The sequence below is a fragment of the Cellulomonas oligotrophica genome, from assembly GCF_013409875.1.
Taxonomy (GTDB): Bacteria; Actinomycetota; Actinomycetes; order Actinomycetales; family Cellulomonadaceae; genus Cellulomonas; species Cellulomonas oligotrophica.
This window is the reverse complement of record NZ_JACCBK010000001.1, coordinates 1,823,369-1,841,093: the sequence shown is the minus strand read 5'-3', so window position 1 is coordinate 1,841,093 and position 17,725 is coordinate 1,823,369. Positions and strand designations below refer to the sequence as shown.

Here is a 17,725-nt window from a genome sequence, read left to right as displayed (position 1 = left end):
CCGTGCGCCGGACCCGCTCACAGGCCGGGGCTCATCCGGCGGGGTCGATCGGGAAGTTCTGGTCGAACACGTGGTCGGGGTCGTAGGTGCGCTTGAGAGCGCGGAGGCGGCCGAGCGTCGGCTCGGGGAACGCCTCCAGCAGGCGCTCGGGCCGCGGGTCGGTCTCGAACGACAGGTACAGCCCGTCCATGTGCGGGTGCGCGTGCGCGTCCCACGTGGCGTCGAGCGCGGCGCGGTCGGAGCGGCCCGAGAACGCCGCGACGGCCCAGCGCTGGTGCCGGTGGGCGTAGGCGGTGGCGTCGGGCGCCACGTCGTTCACGGCGCCGCCGGTGGCGCGCAGCTGCAGGAGCATGGCGTCGCCCGACGCCAGGACCCTGCCCAGGCCCTCGGCGGCCTCCGGGGTGCAGGACGGCAGCAGTCCTGACCGGGAGACCGGCGGTGCTCCGCCGTCGTGGTGCCGGGCGACCGGGCTGACGACCCCCGCGTACGGGACGACCTGGGCCTCCTGCTCGACCACCGGCCCCACGCCCAGCATCGGCTCCAGGGCGGCGACGGCCTGCACGGTGTCGTCACCGGCCCAGACCGTCATGGCCTGCGCGACGGGCCGGCGGCCGCCGCGGCCGGCAGACACGTGCAGGAAGCTCGTGAGCTCGCGTGGCGCGTCCTCCACGACCTGCGCGAACCGTGCGACGAGGGCGGCCGGGTCGGACGCGTCGAAGACCATCTGCGCGAAGACGACGTCGGCGACCTCGGCGGCCACCACCTCGACCCAGGTCACGACGCCGAGGTTGCCGCCCGCGCCGCGCAGGCCCCAGAACAGCTCGGGCTCGTGGTCCGCGTCGACCACGTGCACGGTGCCGTCGGCCGTGACGACCTCCGCCGCGACGACGTGGTCGAGAGTGAGCCCGTGCGCGCGGCCGAGCAGGCCGATCCCGCCGGCCGTCGCGAGGCCGCCGACGCCGACGCCGCCGTAGTCGCCCGACGAGACCGCCCACCCGTGCGGAGCGAGCGCGGCCGCGACCGCTCCCCACGTCGCGCCGGCGCCGAGCCGCACCCGGCGTGCGGACGCGTCGACGACCTCCACCTGGTCGAGCGCGCCGACGTCGAGGACGACGCCGCCGTCGTTCGTGGACCGGCCGGAGATGCCGTGGCCCCCGGACCGGACCGACAGGGGTCCGCGCTGATGACGTGCGTGGTCGAGCGCCTCGACCACCTGCGCGGTGCCGCGGGGACGCAGCACCAGGCCGGGTGCGCCGTGGCGCATGTACGTCGAGCGCAGGCCCGCGTACCGGCGGTCGCCGGGCTCGACGGCGTCGAGCCCGGGCGGGACGCCGTCGTAGTCGATGCCGGCGACCCGCGCGGCCAGCGCGACGGCGGGACGCACCGTGCCCGTCGGGGTCCCCGACGCGGCGCGGGCCGCGCCCACCTGGTCGCGGACCGCGGGGGCGACGCGCTCGGCGAACGTCCGGATCGTGGCGGGGTCGTCGGTGCCGAGCACGAAGGTTCCGATGCCGTCCTCGAGCGCCAGGCGCACGAGCTCGTCGACCCACTGCTCGGGCGGGCCGACGAGGTCGCCCTGCGTGGCGGGAGTGAACCGGCCGGCGATGTTGAGCAGGCGACGGACCTCGCGGGGGTCCCGGCCGGCGGCCGTCGCCGCCTCGTCGATCGTCCGGCTGCCGCGGGCCAGGTCCCCGGGCTGCAGGTAGGCCGCCGAGGGCAACCACCCGTCGCCCTTCTCCCCGACCAGGCGCAGCATGCGCGGCTTGTACGCCCCGATCCAGATGCCCACGTCGTGCGCGGGGGCGGGCCCGCGCTTCGCGCCCGCGACGTGGTGGTGCCGGCCGCCGGCGCGCAGGGGGCGCCGGTCGGAGGTGTCCCAGAGCCCGCGGATCACGTCGACGGCCTCGCTCAGCGCGTCGACGCCCTCCCCCGGGGTGAGGCGCGGCGCGCCCATCGCCTCGATCGCGTCCCAGAAAGCGCCGGCACCCAGGCCGAGCTCCGCCCGTCCGCCGGAGAGGAGGTCGAGGCTCGCGACCGACCTCGCCAGCACCGCGGGCGGCCGCAGGGGCAGGTTGTGGACGTTCGCGGCGAGGTGGATGCGCTCGGTGCGCGCCGCGGCCCAGGTCAGGAGGGTCCACGTGTCGAGGAACGCCGGCTGGTAGGGGTGGTCCTGGAACGTGGCGAGGTCGAGCCCGGCCTGCTCGGTGAGCACGGCGAGCGCGACGGGGGCGTCGGGCTCGGCGGCCTGCGGTGTGAGGAAGGTGCCGAAGGTCAGGTCGTGACCGTAGTCCGTCATGGGATCTCCTGTCGTCTGCTCTTCAGATCGTATGCCAAACAGATGATCTGACGGTGTGCGTATGCTGGCCCGGTGAGAGCCGTCGACACGTCCGTCGCTGCCGAGGACGACCTCGGCTGGCAGCTGGGCAGCCTGCTCGCCCGGTGGCGCGACGCCGTCGGGTCCGCCCTGGCCGACGTCCCGCAGGGCCCGCGCGGCTACCACGTGCTGCGCGCCGTCGCCCACGGCGCCCCGCCCACGCAGGGGGCGCTCGCCGCGTCGCTGGGCATCGACCGCACCGTCATGACGTACCTCGTCGACAGGCTCGTCGGCTGCGACCTCGTCGAGCGGCAGCCCGACCCCGCCGACCGCCGCGCCCGACGGGTCGTGGCGACCGCGGCAGGACGCGAGGTCCTCGACGACCTGGAGCAGCGCATCCGCGCCGCGGAGGAGCAGGTGCTCGCCGGCCTCGACCCCGACGAGCGGCGCGTGCTGCGTCGGCTGCTCGCCCGCACCACCCGACCGCCGCAGGGCTGCGACGAGGTCTGCGCGGTCGTCGACCCCTCCCGCGAGCAGCCCGACCCGGGCCCCGGGGTCGCCGCCGGGCCCGTCTGACGGCCACCCCGGGCCCGCCGCCGTGCGGCCGGACCGGACGGCGGACCACGGTCAGGGCCGGGCGAGCCCCGTGCGGTACGCCCACACGACCGTCTGCAGGCGGTCGCGCGTGCCGAGCTTGGTCATCGCCCGGCCCAGGTGCGACTTCACGGTCGACGGCTCGACGACCAGCGCCGCCGCGATCTCCGCGTTGGACATGCCCTGCGCCAGCAGGCGCACGATGTCGGTCTCGCGCGGCGTGAGCACCGACGCGGAGCCGTCGGGCTCCGGTGCGGGGCGGCGGCGGGCGAACTCCGCGACCACCCGCCGGGTCACGGACCGGTCGACCATCGCCTCGCCGCGGGCCAGGGCACGGATCGCGTCGGCGAGCTCGGCCGGGTCGCAGTCCTTGAGCACGAACCCGCTCGCCCCGGCCTCCAGGGCGCCGAACACGTACTCGTCCAGGTCGAACGTGGTGACCACGAGGACCGCCGGCAGGTCGGCCTCGCCGCGGTCGGCGACGATCTGCCGGGTCGCGGCCAGGCCGTCGCCGCCGGGCATCCGCACGTCCATGCACACCACGTCCGGGTGGGTGCGGCGCACCACGGCCACCGCGTCCGGGCCGCTCGACGCCTCGCCGACGACCTCGAGGTCCGGGTGCTCCTCGATCAGCACGCGGAACCCCGCGCGCACCACCGCCTGGTCGTCGACCAGCACCACCCGGGTCATGCCGCTCCTCCGGGCCCCGAGGGGCCGTCCGTGCCGGGTACGCGCAGGTGCACGCGCCAGCCGCCGTCCGCCGTGGGCCCCGCGTCGAGCGTGCCGCCCACCAGCGCCGCCCGCTCCCGCATGGCGAGCAGACCCGTGCCGCCGCGGTCGTCCCCGCGCACGGGCGTGGACGCGGGGCCGTTCTCGACGTCGAGCAGGACCGCCCCGGCCGTGCGCGCGACCCGGACGCGCACCGGGGCGCCGGGTGCGTGCTGGCGGGCGTTGGTCAGGGCCTGCTGCGCGACCCGGTACAGCGAGACGTCGGCGAGCGGGGGCAGCCCGGTGGCGTCGTCGTCGCGGACCAGCGTCACGTCGTCGCCCAGGGCCTGCGCGGTGCGCACCAGGTGCTCCAGGGCGTCGACGCCCGGCAGGGGGCCGAGGCCGTCGCGGTCGTCGGAGCGCAGCAGGCCGACGACCTGCCGCAGGTTGTCGAGCGTCTCGCGTCCCTGGTCGCGCAGCCACGCCGCGCCCGCGCGGGCCGCGTCGGGGTCGCGGCCGACGAGCCGCTCGACCGCTGCGGCCTGCACGACCATCCCCGACAGGTGGTGCGCGGCGACGTCGTGCAGCTCCCGGGCCAGGTGGGCCCGCTCGGCGGTGATCGCGGCGTGCACCCGGGCGTCGCGCTCGCGCTCCGCGGCGTCGGCCCGCTCGCGCACGAGCGCCAGGTGCGCGCGCCGCGTCGCCAGGTGCAGCCCCACCAGCAACGACCCGCCCCACACCACGACCCCCGACAGCGCGTGCTGCCCACCGGCGAGCAGACCGTCGGCCAGGAGCAGGGCGCCTGCCGCCTCCGCCGCAGCGGCGGCGCCGACCAGCCGCGCCGCCGACCGGGCCGGCAGGACCGTCGCGGCGCTCGCCCCGGCGACGAACGGTGCGAGCGACCGCACCGACGCGTCCGGCGCGAGCGCCACCAGGGTGACCTGGCAGACGACCACCACGGCGACGCACGCGACCACCTGCACGCGGCGCAGCACCACCGCGAGGCTCTGGAGCACCACGACCACGACGACCCAGGGGGCGGCCGCGGGCCGGACGAGGTCCTCGCCGGGCAGCAGCGCCACCGTCAGGACGAGCCCGACGAGCATGACCGCCGCCAGCGTCACGGCCAGCAGGGCGTCCCGGGCGACCGGGCTCCGCAGACCCGCCCGCGTCAGCCGCGCGTCCCACCACGCCCCCGGCGACGCGAGGACGCCGGGGGCGGGGGACGAGGGGGCTGCCACGGGGGACATCCTCGCGCCGGTCACGTCAGTACGTCAGGTCAGGCGTCAGCAGGTGGGAGGTCGCCGCGACCCAGGTCACGCCCCCGAGCGCGACGAGCACCAGCGTCGCCGCCGCGGCCCGGGCCCACCCCAAGCGGCCGCGGACCTCCGCGACGACCCGCCACGCCGCCGCGAGCACCCCCGCGGCCGCGACCCACTGCAGCGCCAGCGCGCCGACGAGGACGCCGGTCGGCAGGTCGGCGAGGCTCGTGATCGTCGTGATCGCGACACCCCAGCCGACGAGCGCGAGCACCGCGGCGAGCGCGGCGGCCCGGGTCAGCGTGCGTGCCGTGCGCAGCCCGCGGGTACCGGCGGCCGGGACGACGGCGGGCGCCCCGGGGCCCGCCTCCTGACCCGTGCGGCGACCCCGCACCCGCCGGACCACGGCCCCCACGGGCCACGCGACCAGCGCCAGCACGAGCACCACGGTGCCGGCGGCCAGCACGGGGACGACGGCCTGCCGCGCCGGGGTGAGCGGCACCAGCGACATCGCCGAGTCGTGCCCCACGAGCCGGACCTGCCCGGCGTCGTCGGTGCGCACGGCCAGCACGCGGTCACCGCCGACCTCCTGGTACACCCACGGCTCGACCTCCTCGTAGAGCCCGGCGCCGAGCGCGCCGGGGCCGGGGGTGAAGAGCACGCGGTCGCCGTCGACGACCTGCGCGCGCACGGGCTGGAGGGCGCCGGTCACGGCGAGGAACGTCGAGCGGAAGCCGCGGGTGCTCTCGTACGGCCCGGCCAGCGCGCGGGCGTGCGCGGCACGGGTGGCGTCGTCGACGGTGCTCGTGACCGGCGCGTCCGCGGGGAAGTAGCGGTCGGCGAACGCGGCCAGCAGGTCGTCGCGCAGCAGGTAGGCGGCACCGTCGGCGCCCGTGCTGGTCAGCGAGAGGAAGATGCCTGCGTCGTCGTCGGGCCACAGCTGCAGGTGCGAGTGGAACGCGGTGGTGTCCCCGCCGTGCCCGACCACGCGGTGGCCGTGGCGGGACTCGTCGAACCAGCCCAGGCCCATCCGCGGCCCCGCGGCCAGCGCGCCGAGCGTGCCCGCGTCGAGGGCCGGCTCCTGCATGAGCGCGCGGGCGTCGTCCGGCAGCACGGGCTCCCCGGTCACGGGGCTGCCGAGGTGGGCGAGCATGAACCGGGCCATGTCGGTGGCCGGTGCGCTGAGCGCGCCCGCGGGCGGCTGGCCCACGACCTCGAAGCCCGCCGGCTCCCCGTCCGCGGTGGCGGCGTACCCCTGTGCGACGCGCCCGGCCAGGGCGTCGGGCAGCGGCTGCGCGAACGACGACGAGGTCATGCCCGCCGGGGCGAGCACGTGCTCGGCGACGTACTCCTCGAACGGCTGGCCGCTGACGGCCTCGACGACGTACCCGGCGAGCGCGTTGCCGTAGTTGGAGTACGCGGGCGTGGTGCCGGGCTCGTACACCTGGGCGGGCGGGTCGGTGACGAGCGAGGCGCGCAGGTCGGTGACGGTGCCCGCGTCGCCGATCAGCCCGGCGACGCGCTCCTCGTACCCGGCGGTGTGCGTCAGCAGGTGGCGCAGCGTCACGGGCTGCGCGTGACCGAGGTCGAGGCCCGTGTACCGCTCGACGTCGGTGTCGAGGTCGACGTCGCCCTGCGCCACGAGCTGCATGACGGCGGTGGCGGTGACCAGCTTGGACACCGACCCGGGGCGGACGAGGGTGGCGTCGGCGTCGACGGGCTCGCCCGTGGCGACGTCGGCGACCCCGAACCCGCGGGCGGTGACGATCTCGCCGTCGGCGACCACGGCGACGGTCGCACCCGCGATCCGGCCCTCCTCGAGGGCGGCGGGCAGGGTGTCGTCGAGCCACGCGTCGACGTCGGCGGTCGTGAGGCCGGCCGTCGACGCGGGGTGCGTCGGTGGCGGCTCGGGCACCTCGGGTGCGGCCGTGCACGCGGTGAGCGTGACGAGGCCGGTGAGCAGCGCGAGGGCGGCGGACGTGCGGCGGGCGGCGCGGTGCGTGCGCATGGGACCTCCTGCGCCACGAGGCCCGGGCGGTCCCCGGGGCGGTGCTCGTGACCTGCGTCCATGCTGCTCAGCGCCCTGCCCGCGCGTCTTCGCCCGCACCGCCCAACCCCGCTTGCGACCTCCGGGGGATCCCCCTCCACCCCCGGACCGACCCACCCCACCCCCACCCCGTCATGGATGACGGGGTCGGGGGAGGGGGTGGGTGGGGAGGAACGGGTGGGTCGGGTGGTGCGTTGGGGAGCGTGTGGGTGACGGATCGGTGGACGTCGGGGCTGCGCACGACCCCGAGGGTGCGGGTGGCGAGCGGGCGCTCGCGGAGATCGTGGCGCGCCGCGCCCCGGACCTGCTCGGGCAGGACCCCGCGACGTTCGGCGAGCGCCTGCGCGCCCTGCAGCGGGAGCTGACGCGCTTCCTGCTGCACTACCAGTTCGGCATCGACGAGGTGCTGACCAAGGTCAACATCCTGCGCGAGGAGTTCGTGCACACGCACGACCACAGCCCCATCGAGCACGTGAGCTCGCGGCTGAAGTCGATGGACTCCCTGCTCGACAAGGTCCGCCGCACCGGCTGCGAGCCGACGCTGCCCGCGATCCGCGAGCGCATCCGGGACGTCGCCGGCATCCGGATCACCTGCTCGTTCGTCTCCGACGCGTACTGGGTGGTCGACATGCTGGCGCGGCAGCCCGACGTCGAGGTCGTCGAGATCAAGGACTACATCGCGCACCCCAAGCCCAACGGGTACCGGTCGCTGCACATGATCGTGCGGATCCCGGTGTTCCTGTCGGACCGCACGGAGCACGTGCACGTCGAGCTGCAGGTCCGCACCATCGCGATGGACTTCTGGGCCAGCGTCGAGCACCAGCTGTACTACAAGTACGACCGCGAGGTCCCGGCGCACCTGGTGGCCGAGCTCGACGACGCGGCCCGGGTCGCGTCCGAGCTCGACGCACGCATGGGACGGCTGCGCGACGAGCTGCGCGGCACCGACCCGCGCTGACCCGGGGACGAGGGGGCCGCCGGACCAACACGTGGAGGTCCTGTGTCCGGATGCTCCCGCTTTGCCGTGTTCGGCTAGCCTGCCGGGGGCGCCTCGGTCCGGTGCCCATCCTCGTGAGGTCGGCGTGCGCCGTCCCGCGGGCGAGCGGGTGAGGCGCGGAAGAGGTGGCAGCGGTGGGACGTCAGCAGCGTGGGTCGACGGTCGGTCGGACGGACGGGCTCGAGCACGGTGATGATCTCGCCGACCTGGTGTTCGGCCTCGCGGGCGGCCCCGACCCGGAGGGCGCCGACGGCACCGAGGCCCGGACGGCCGGGCCGGCCCGGCCGCTCGCCGGTGAGACGGTCGTCCTCGAGGCGGTCCCGCCGCTCGACGAGGACGAGCCCGACGACGCCGCCGGTGCCCGTTCCGCGTCGCCCGTCGCGGACGAGCCCGCCGTCGTGACCCCGCCGCGCGGCACCCGCGTGCCGCGGAGCCGGTTCGTCGGCCCGTCGCTCGACCAGGTCGTCGAGCCGGGCGTCCCGGCGACGATGGTGGTCAGCCCGATCCCGCTCGGCCCGGTGCCTGAGCCCGCACCCGTCGTCGGCCCGCAGCTCGGCCCGCACGCGCTGGGCCGCACGGCTGCCGCCGACCACCCCGAGCCGGTCGTCGTCCCCGGGTCGTCGGTGCCGCCCGAGCCGGTGGTGGAACCCGGGTCCTCGGCGTCCGGGGCGTCGGCGCCCGCGGAGCCGGAGGTCGTCCCGCCGGTGGTCATCGAGCCCGAGCCGGTGCGCGTGGTGCGCCCGTCGGCCGACCTCGTGGTGGTCCCCGACCCGGCCCAGCGGCGCCCTGCGGCCACGGGCTGGCGCGGGTTCCTGCGCCGCGCGACCCGCGGCGTGATCGACCTCGAGCCCGGTCCGCGCGAGCGCGCGGTCATCGAGGCCGCGACCGCGGTGCGCACCCGCTGGCAGGGTCCGCGCACCGTCGTCGTCGCCAACCCCAAGGGCGGCTCGGGCAAGACGCCCACCGCGATCGGCCTGGCGGCGACCTTCGGCCACGTGCGCGGCGGCGGCGTGCTCGCGTGGGACGCCAACGAGACGCTCGGCACCCTGGGTCTGCGCACGGAGGGTGCGGCGTCGGAGGTCACGGTCGTCGACCTGCTGGAGAAGCTCGACGAGTTCGAGAGCCGCGGTGCGCGCCGCGGCGACCTCGGCGCCGTCGTGCGCGCGCAGGAGTCGGGCAACTTCCACGTGCTGCCGTCGGACGAGGACCCCCGCCGCATGTCGCAGATCGACGCGGCCGGGTTCGCGCGCCTGCACGACGTGCTGCAGCGGTACTACGACGTGCTGGTGGTCGACACCGGCAACAACCCGCGCGCGGAGGGGTTCATGGCGGCGCTCGCGGTGGCCGACGCGCTGGTGATCCCGGTGTCGTGGGCGGAGGACAAGGTCGTCACGGCGGGGCGCCTGGTCGACCAGCTGCGCGAGATGGGCCGGGACGACCTCGTCGAGCGGGCCGTCACGGTGGTCACGGGTCCGTGGGGCGCGGGCACGACGCCGGCGCAGGTGCGGTCGTGGAAGGCGTGGTTCGAGGAGCAGACCGCCGCGGTGGTGCAGATCCCCACGGACGCGCGGATCGGTGGCGGCGGCCCGATCGTGTACGACGAGCTCGGGGCGGCGACCCGGCGGTCGTACCTGTTCGCGGCGTCGCACGTCAGCGGGGTCTTCTCCGCGCTGGGCCCGGCGACGTCCGACCTGCTCTCGTCGGAGCGCTGACCCGCTCCTCTCCTGATCGACGACGCCCGTCGGGGCGGTCCCTGGGACCGTGCCGGCGGGCGTCGTCGTGCGTGCGGCGAGGTCCCTCTTGTGCCACCCCAGGTTCTGTGGTTCATTAGTCATGTAATGAACCACAGAACACGCAGGGAGGGTCGCCATGTTCGACGGTCGTGACCCCGTGTACCTGCAGATCGCGGACCAGATCCGGCAGGACGTCCTGACCGGGGCCCTGCAGCCCGAGGAGCAGGTCATGTCGACCACCCAGTACGCCACGACCTTCCGGATCAACCCGGCGACCGCGGCCAAGGCCTTCGCCCAGCTCGTCGACGAGGGGGTGCTCTACAAGCGGCGCGGCGTCGGCATGTTCGTCACCGAGGGCGCCCGCGAGCAGCTGCTCGGCGAGCGCCGCGAGTCGTTCTTCACCGACACGGTCGACCCCGTCGCCGATGCCGCGCACGTCCTGGGCATCGACGTCGAGGACGTCGTGGCCCGCCTGCGCCGGCGCGCCTCCGCCGCCGGCGCCCCCACCCTCGGCGAGGAGGCCGCACGATGAGCACGCCCGGCTACGGAGTCACGCTCCACGGCGTCACGCAGCGGTTCGGCCGCACCGTCGCCCTCGACGGCGTCGACCTCGAGATCCGCGCCGGCACGATCACCGGGCTGCTCGGGCGCAACGGCTCGGGCAAGACGACGCTCGGCTCCCTGCTCGCCGCGTTCCGCCGCCCCACGTCCGGGCAGGTCCGCGTCGACGGCGAGGACCCCTGGGAGAACGAGCGCACCGCCCCCGGCGTCTGCCTCGTCCGGGAGTCCGGCGACGTGCTCGACGACGTGCGGATCGCCGACAACCTCGCGTTCTTCGCCGGGGCCCGGCCCACGTTCGACCGCGCGTTCGCCGCCGAGCTGCTGGACCTGTTCGAGCTCGACCCCCGCAGCAAGCCCGCCAAGCTGTCGCGCGGCAAGAAGTCCGCGTTCGGCATCACCCTCGGGCTGGCCGCCCGGGCGCCGCTGACGATCCTCGACGAGGTGCACCTCGGCCTCGACGCCCCCAGCCGCTACGCGTTCTACGACACCCTGCTGGCCGACTACCTGGCCCACCCCCGCACGATCGTGCTGTCCAGCCACCTCATCGAGGAGGTCGAGCGGCTCGTCGAGGACGTGGTCGTGCTCGACCGCGGGAAGGTCCTGCTCGTGCAGGACGCCGACTCGCTGCGCGCCGAGGGCGTCTCCGTCACCGGCCCCGCGGACGCGGTCGACGCGTTCGTCGCCGGGCGCACCGTCCTGGGCACCCAGCGGCTGGGCCGCACGTCGCAGGTCACGCTCCGCGGCGCGCTCGACGCGCCCGACGTCGACCGTGCCCGGGCCGCCGGCCTCGAGCTGGGCCCCGTGCCGCTGCAGGACCTCTTCGTGCACCTGACCGACCCGCGCCGCCGCGACGGCGCCGCGCCCGCCACCCGCACGGACGCACCCGCCGGAGGGACGCGATGAGCACCGCCGTCGCCACGCCCCCGGTGGTGCGCCGGTCGCCCGTCGTGCACGCGCTCGCGCGGCAGCTGCGCACCGCGGCCGTCCTCGCGCTCGGGTTCTGGGCGATCGTCCTCGTGGCCGTCGTGATCGTGACCGTGTCGATCCTGCGGGCCACGGGCTCGGTCGACGTCTCGGTCGTCGCGTACGCCCGCCAGGCCGCCACGTGGTTCCCGTTCTCGCAGGCGATCCTGCTGGCCTCCCTCGTGCGCGTGCACGTCGCGGCCGGTCTGACCCGTCGGACCTTCCTCCGGTCCACGGTCGTCGCCGCGGTCGCGACCGGACTGATGCACACCGTCGCGATGGTCGCGGCGCTCACGGTCGAGCGGCAGGTGCACGCCGTGCTCGGCTGGGGCTTCGAGATCACCGAGCGCGGCCTGCCCGGGACCGGCACCGCCGTCCTGCCCCTGCTGGTCGAGTACGGCCCCGGCTTCGTCGTCGCCAACCTCGCCGGCCTGCTCGTCGGCACCGTCTACCAGCGCGGCGGGAGCTGGTGGGGGACGCTCACCCTGCCGCTGACCGTCGGGCCGGTGCTCCTCACCCTCGGCATCTGGAGCGGCTGGTTCGGCCCCCTCCCGGTGGGCCTGTGGGCCGAGTCGTCGACGACCACCCACCTCGTCGGTGCCGCCGTCGCCGCTGTCCTGGTCACCACCGCCTACGCCCTCGTCGTGCGCACGGCACCCGTGCGCACGCCCCGCTGACCCGTCAGGAGCGCCCGATGAGCACCGTCGCCCCGTCCGTCCCGCTCCCCGCGCGCGTGCCGTCCCCCGCCCGCCACGCGCTGCGCATGCCGCTGTCGCTCACGGTCACCATGGGTGCCTGGTTCTGGGGCGTCGTCCTGGTCGGCGCGACGGTCGGCACGGTCGTCGCGGCCCGCGTCGCCGGGTCCGTCGACGTCTCCGTGGTCGCCTTCGCCCGCCAGGGTGCCATCTGGTTCCCGTTCTCCCTGACGATCATGCTCGTCGCGACCTACCTGAGCGTGCACGTCGCCGCCGGGATGACGCGCCGCTCGTTCGTGCGGGCCACGCTGCTCGCCGCGCTCGTCGCCGGAGCCGGCCACACCGTCGTGATGACCGTGCTGGTGCTCGCCGAGCGGGCCGTGCACGGCGCTCTCGGCTGGGACGCCCGCATCGCCGACGCGCTGCTGCCGGGCCCGCACGCCACGGTCGGCGCGCTGCTCGCCGAGCTCGGCCCCGTGCTCGTGCTCGCCAACCTCTGCGGGCTGCTCGTGGGCATCGTCTACCTGCGCACCGGCGGCTGGTGGGGCACCCTCGCCCTGCCGCTGACCGTCGGCCCGCTGCTGCTCGCCCAGGCCCTGAACGGCACCGACGACGGCCTGCTCCGGGGGCTGCCCGAGGCGGCCGTGGCCCCCGCCCACGTGCTGGGCACGGCCCTCCTCGGCGTCGCCGTCGCGGCCGCGTACGTCGCGCTCGTCCGCGGGGCCCCCGTCCGCACCACCTGACCGCACCACCTGCCTGCACCACCTGCCTGCACCACCTGACCGCACCACCTGACCGCACCACCTGACCGCACCACCCCGCCGCACGGCCCTCCCCGCGCAGCGCCGGTCGCACAGCTGAAGCACCCGTCCCCACGGAGCCGCACCGCCGGCCCCGCGGCACCCCGCACCCGCGCGCACCCCGCCCCACGATCCCCGCCTCGCGCGCACGGTGCCGACCCCGCGCCCCGCGCCCTGTCCTGAAGGAGGACGCATGAGCACCACCGACCCCACCGGCCCGGTCGTCCGGGCCGAGCACCTGAGCAAGTCCTACGGCCGCACCCGCGCGGTGATCGACGTCAGCCTCACGGTCGGCCGCGGCGAGATCTACGGCGTCCTGGGCCGCAACGGCGCCGGCAAGACGACGACCGTGGAGATGATCGCCGGCCTGCGCACCCCCGACGCCGGCACCGTCGAGGTGCTGGGTCTCGACCCGACGCGCGACGCGGCCGCCCTGCACGAGCGCGTCGGCCTGCAGCTCCAGGAGAGCGCGCTGCCCGACCGGCTGCGCGTCCGCGAGGCGCTCGACCTGTACGCGTCGTTCTACGCCGACCCCGCCGACCCCGCGGACCTGCTCGACCTGCTCGGCCTGCGCGCCAAGGCCGACGCCGCGTTCAAGGACCTGTCCGGCGGGCAGAAGCAGCGCCTGTCCGTCGCGCTCGCGCTCGTCGGCCGCCCCGAGCTGGCGATCCTCGACGAGCTCACGACGGGCCTGGACCCGCACGCGCGCCGCGAGACCTGGGCGGTCGTCGAGGCGATCCGCGACGCCGGGGTCACGATCATGCTGGTCACGCACCTCATGGAGGAGGCCGAGCGCCTCTGCGACCGGATCGCGCTCATCGCCGGCGGGCGCGTCGCCGCCGTCGGCACGCCCGCGCAGATCGTCGCCCTCACGCAGGGCGAGCAGGTCCTGCGCGCCCGGCCCGACGTGCCGCAGGCGGACGACGTGCTCCTCGGTGCGCTCGCCGGGGTGCCGGACGTCGTCGACGCCGCGGTCGACGACGGCGTGCTCACGGTCCGCGGGGGAGGGGCGCTCGTGCAGGACGTGCTCGTCGCCCTCGACCGGCGCGGTGTGCGCGTCGCCGACGTCCACCTGGAGCGCGCGTCGCTGGAGGACGCGTTCGTCACCCTCACCGCCACCGACGACGCCCCGCCCGCGGGCGGAGCCGCCGCCCCGGCCACGACCCGTGGCCGCCGCACGCCCGCCACCGCCGGCGCCCGCCGCACGTCCACCCCGGAGGTCTGAGATGTCCACGCCCGCCACCGCCCTGCGGCCCGCCGGCCCCCGCGCCGGCCGCGCCCGCCCGCTCGCCCGCATGGTCGCCGTCGAGGCCCGCCTGTTCGTGCGCGACCCGTCGGTGCTGTTCTTCGCGCTGGTGTTCCCCGCGCTGGTCCTCACCGTCCTCGGCCTGGTGATGCCCTGGGCGGACGAGCCGATGCAGCCCGACGACCCGGCGCTCGCGCAGTTCACGGCTATCGCGGGCTACACGCCGACGGTCCTGAGCCTGGCGGTCGCCACCGTCGCGCTGTCGACGTTCCCCTCCGTCGTCGCCACCTACCGGCAGCGCGGCGTGCTGCGCCGGCTGTCGACCACGCCGGTCGGGCCCGCGCGCCTGCTGGTGGCGCAGGTGCTGGTCAACCTTGTCGCCCTGCTCGCGGCCGCGGCCCTCGCGGTGGTCAGCGGCCTGCTGGTGCTGGGCATCGCCGCCCCGCGGCAGCCCCTGCTGCTGGTGGGCGTGCTGGTCCTCGCGGTGTTCGCGGCGTTCGCGCTCGGCTCGCTCGTCGCCGCGCGGGCCCCCACGGCGGCGGCCGCCAACGGCTGGGGCATGACGCTCTACTTCGTGTCGCTGTTCTTCGCCGGGGTGTGGCTGCCGCTGCCGATCATGCCGGACGTGGTGGCGCAGATCGCGGTCCTCACCCCGCTCGGGGCGGCGACGCAGGCGATGACGGCGGCGTGGTTCGGCCTGCCGTTCCCCGGGCAGGAGGTGCTCGTCATGGCGGCCTGGGCGGTCGTGGGCCTCCCGCTGGCGGCGCGCCTGTTCCGCTGGACGTGACGGCGGCCCCCGCGCGGGCGGCCTGACACGCGCGCCCCACGCACCGGGAGGAGGGGCCCGGTGCGTGGGGCGCCGTCGCGCATGGGCACGCTCCCACCAGTTGCGGCGCCTTAAACGCTTCGCCCCTGGACCGCCTGTGCGCCCGCTGAGCATCGTGGGCGCGTCCAGACGCACCGGTCCGCAGCGACGCGAGCCGGTGCGTCGAGCGTCCTGCACGACCGGCGACGAGGCCAGGTCCGCGGCTGCACCGAGGCAGCCGCGGCGCGTGGGGCCGCGCGCCAGAAAGGTACGGAACATGTCCTCATCGACCCGACGGCGCGCCGTCCGGGCGGCCTGGGCCGTCCTGACCGCCGCGTCGCTCGTGGGCGTCGCGGCCGCCTCGACCGCGACCGCCCTGGCCGGCCCCGCCACGACGACGGTGCAGTCGTCACCGGTGCGTGCCGCCCTCGTCTCCGACGAGTACGCCCAGCGCTTCCTCGCGCAGTACGACAAGATCAAGGACCCCGACAACGGGTACTTCAGCCCGCAGGGCATCCCGTACCACTCCGTCGAGACCCTCATCGTCGAGGCTCCCGACCACGGGCACATGACCACGTCCGAGGCGTACTCGTACTGGATCTGGCTCGAGGCGCTCTACGGGCAGGTGACCGGCGACTGGGCGCCGATCAACGAGGCCTGGGAGACCATGGAGCAGTACATGATCCCCCAGCAGGCGGACCAGCCGACGAACTCGTTCTACAACGCGTCCAAGCCCGCGACCTACGCGCCCGAGTTCAACCACCCGAGCAGCTACCCGTCGCAGCTGAACACCGGCGTCACCGTGGGCCAGGACCCGATCGCCGGCGAGCTCGCGGCCACGTACGGCAACCGCGACATCTACCAGATGCACTGGCTCGCCGACGTCGACAACGTCTACGGCTACGGCAACGCCCCCGGTGCGGGGTGCCAGCTCGGCCCGTCGCACGAGGGCGTCTCGCTCATCAACACCTTCCAGCGCGGGGCGCAGGAGTCCGTCTGGGAGACGGTCCCGCAGCCCACCTGCGACGACTTCACCTTCGGCGGCCCCAACGGCTACCTCGACCTGTTCACGGGGGACGCGTCGTACGCCAAGCAGTGGAAGTACACGTCGGCGTCCGACGCCGACGCGCGCGCCGTCGAGGCCGTCTACTGGGCCAACCAGTGGGCGACCGCGCAGGGCAAGCAGGCGCAGGTGGCCTCGATCGTCGAGAAGGCCGCCAAGATGGGCGACTACCTGCGGTACACGCTCTTCGACAAGTACTTCAAGCAGATCGGCTGCACGTCGCCGTCGTGCCCCGCGGGCAGCGGCAGGAACAGCGCGCACTACCTGCTGTCCTGGTACATGGCGTGGGGCGGCGCGACCGACACGAACGCCGGCTGGGCGTGGCGGATCGGCTCGTCGCACGCGCACTTCGGCTACCAGAACCCGCTCACGGCCTGGGCGCTGTCGACCGACCCGGCCCTGACGCCGGACTCGCCGACGGCCAAGTCCGACTGGGCGGCGTCGAAGACCCGTCAGCTCGAGTTCTACCGCTGGCTCCAGTCCGCCGACGGCCCGATCGCCGGCGGCGCGACCAACAGCTGGGACGGCGCGTACGCCACGCCGCCCGCCGGGACGCCGACGTTCTACGGCATGGGCTACACCGAGGCGCCCGTCTACCACGACCCGCCGTCGAACCAGTGGTTCGGCATGCAGGCCTGGGGCGTGCAGCGCGTGGCCGAGCTCTACTACGCGTCGGGCGACCCGCAGGCCAAGGCGATCCTCGACAAGTGGGTCCCGTGGGTCGTCGACCACATCTCGACCGACGGCGCCGACTGGAAGGTGCCGAGCGAGCTGACCTGGAGCGGCAAGCCCGACACCTGGAACGCCGCCAACCCGGGCGCCAACGCGAACCTGCGCGTCACGGTGAAGAGCTACGGCCAGGACGTCGGCGTGGCGGGCGACGTGTCGCGCGCGCTGCTGTTCTACGCCGCCCGCTCGGGCGACACGGAGTCGCGCGACGCCGCCAAGGGTCTGCTCGACGCGATCTGGGCCAACAACCAGGACCCGCTGGGCGTGGGCGCGGCCGAGACGCGCGGCGACTACCTGCGCTTCGACGACACGTACACGGCCGGCGGCAACGGCATCTACATCCCGTCGACGTTCCGCGGCGAGATGCCCAACGGTGACGTGATCCAGCCGGGCGTGTCGTTCCTCGACATCCGCTCGTTCTACGAGGACGACCCGCAGTGGTCCAAGGTCGAGACCGCCCTGGCCACCGGGGTCGCACCGCAGTTCACCTACCACCGGTTCTGGTCGCAGACCGCGATCGCCGCGGCCCTGGCGGACTACTCCCGGCTGTTCGAGAACGGCGGACCGACGCCCACCCCGACGCCGACACCGACGGTGACCCCGACGCCCACGCCGACGCCGACCGTGACGCCGACGCCCACCCCGACGCCGACGGTCACCCCGACGCCGACGCCCACCGTGACGCCCACGCCCACCCCGACGCCGACCCCCGGCGCGGCGTGCCGCGTGACGTACACGGCGAGCAGCTGGAGCACGGGCTTCACCGGCTCGATCCGCCTGACCAACACGGGCACGTCCGCGCTGAACGGGTGGTCGCTGCGCTTCACCTTCCCGGGCAGCCAGCAGGTGACCCAGGGCTGGAGCGCCCAGTGGTCGCAGTCCGGCGCGACCGTGACCGCGACGAACGCCGCGTGGAACGGCACGCTCGCCCCCGGGGCGACCGTCGACATCGGGTTCAACGGCTCCCACCCGGGCCAGAACCCGGCGCCCACGGCGTTCACCGTCAACGGCTCGACCTGCACGGTCGGGTGACCCGACGGCCCGGGAGGCACGACCCGGGTCCGTGACGCCCGGCACGACCCCATGACGTGACGGGAGCAGGGGCCGGTCCCTCGACGAGGGACCGGCCCCTCGCACGTCCCCACCCCGAGGATTGTGCGCGGACTGCAGCACATCGTGACCGGTCGCGCACATTCCCGCGGTAGGGGGTG

At 75.6% G+C, this 17,725-nt stretch carries 14 protein-coding genes; 10 read left to right on the top strand and 4 right to left on the bottom strand.

The features are described from left to right. Positions 1-31 precede the first annotated feature (31 nt). Entirely contained in the window at positions 32-2,296 is a 2,265-nt protein-coding gene (locus BKA21_RS08115) for an LLM class flavin-dependent oxidoreductase (protein ID WP_140457754.1), read from the bottom strand. A gap of 72 nt (positions 2,297-2,368) precedes the next feature. Between BKA21_RS08115 and BKA21_RS08110 the strand changes: the two genes are divergently transcribed. Continuing rightward, entirely contained in the window at positions 2,369-2,890 is a 522-nt protein-coding gene (locus tag BKA21_RS08110) for a MarR family winged helix-turn-helix transcriptional regulator (protein ID WP_140457753.1), read from the top strand. 51 nt (positions 2,891-2,941) lie between these two features. On the opposite strand, the gene BKA21_RS08105 is transcribed toward BKA21_RS08110, so the two are convergent. The 3 genes from BKA21_RS08105 to BKA21_RS08095 are packed head-to-tail and all read right to left on the bottom strand — an operon-like array spanning position 2,942 to position 6,883. After that, positions 2,942-3,598, bottom strand: coding sequence for a response regulator (locus BKA21_RS08105; protein ID WP_140457752.1), 657 nt, complete (start codon positions 3,596-3,598; stop codon positions 2,942-2,944). Further along, positions 3,595-4,857 carry a sensor histidine kinase gene (locus BKA21_RS19950; RefSeq protein WP_140457751.1) on the bottom strand — a complete coding sequence of 421 codons (1,263 nt, stop codon included), beginning with the start codon at positions 4,855-4,857 and terminating at the stop codon, positions 3,595-3,597. The genes BKA21_RS08105 and BKA21_RS19950 overlap by 4 nt, the downstream gene beginning before the upstream one ends. Before the next feature lie 25 nt (positions 4,858-4,882). Next, complete coding sequence (locus BKA21_RS08095) at positions 4,883-6,883, bottom strand: serine hydrolase domain-containing protein (RefSeq protein ID WP_140457750.1); 2,001 nt, start codon at positions 6,881-6,883, stop codon at positions 4,883-4,885. Between the two features lie 343 nt (positions 6,884-7,226). Here BKA21_RS08095 and BKA21_RS08090 point away from each other — a divergent pair, with 343 nt between their 5' ends. The 9 genes from BKA21_RS08090 to BKA21_RS08050 all read left to right on the top strand — a co-directional run bounded on the left by BKA21_RS08090 (position 7,227) and on the right by BKA21_RS08050 (position 17,546). Further along, on the top strand, positions 7,227-7,880 hold the full coding sequence (locus BKA21_RS08090; RefSeq protein WP_218887398.1) for a GTP pyrophosphokinase: 654 nt from the start codon (positions 7,227-7,229) through the stop codon (positions 7,878-7,880). A 173-nt stretch (positions 7,881-8,053) separates the two neighbouring features. Beyond that, positions 8,054-9,631 carry an AAA family ATPase gene (locus tag BKA21_RS08085; protein WP_140457748.1) on the top strand — a complete coding sequence of 526 codons (1,578 nt, stop codon included), beginning with the start codon at positions 8,054-8,056 and terminating at the stop codon, positions 9,629-9,631. A 157-nt stretch (positions 9,632-9,788) separates the two neighbouring features. After that, positions 9,789-10,184 carry a GntR family transcriptional regulator gene (locus tag BKA21_RS08080; RefSeq protein WP_140457747.1) on the top strand — a complete coding sequence of 132 codons (396 nt, stop codon included), beginning with the start codon at positions 9,789-9,791 and terminating at the stop codon, positions 10,182-10,184. Next, positions 10,181-11,116 (top strand): ABC transporter ATP-binding protein, encoded by a 936-nt coding sequence (locus BKA21_RS08075; RefSeq protein ID WP_140457746.1) that lies wholly within the window; start codon positions 10,181-10,183, stop codon positions 11,114-11,116. The genes BKA21_RS08080 and BKA21_RS08075 overlap by 4 nt, the downstream gene beginning before the upstream one ends. Continuing rightward, on the top strand, positions 11,113-11,853 hold the full coding sequence (locus BKA21_RS08070) for a hypothetical protein (RefSeq protein ID WP_140457745.1): 741 nt from the start codon (positions 11,113-11,115) through the stop codon (positions 11,851-11,853). The genes BKA21_RS08075 and BKA21_RS08070 overlap by 4 nt, the downstream gene beginning before the upstream one ends. Positions 11,854-11,870: 17 nt before the next feature. Further along, positions 11,871-12,614, top strand: coding sequence for a hypothetical protein (locus BKA21_RS08065; protein ID WP_140457744.1), 744 nt, complete (start codon positions 11,871-11,873; stop codon positions 12,612-12,614). Positions 12,615-12,864: 250 nt separating this feature from the next. After that, on the top strand, positions 12,865-13,896 hold the full coding sequence (locus BKA21_RS08060; RefSeq protein ID WP_140457743.1) for an ABC transporter ATP-binding protein: 1,032 nt from the start codon (positions 12,865-12,867) through the stop codon (positions 13,894-13,896). 1 nt (position 13,897) lies between these two features. Next, positions 13,898-14,704 carry an ABC transporter permease gene (locus BKA21_RS08055; RefSeq protein ID WP_140457742.1) on the top strand — a complete coding sequence of 269 codons (807 nt, stop codon included), beginning with the start codon at positions 13,898-13,900 and terminating at the stop codon, positions 14,702-14,704. A 295-nt stretch (positions 14,705-14,999) separates the two neighbouring features. Then, entirely contained in the window at positions 15,000-17,546 is a 2,547-nt protein-coding gene (locus BKA21_RS08050) for a glycoside hydrolase family 48 protein (RefSeq protein WP_140457741.1), read from the top strand. Positions 17,547-17,725 lie beyond the last annotated feature (179 nt).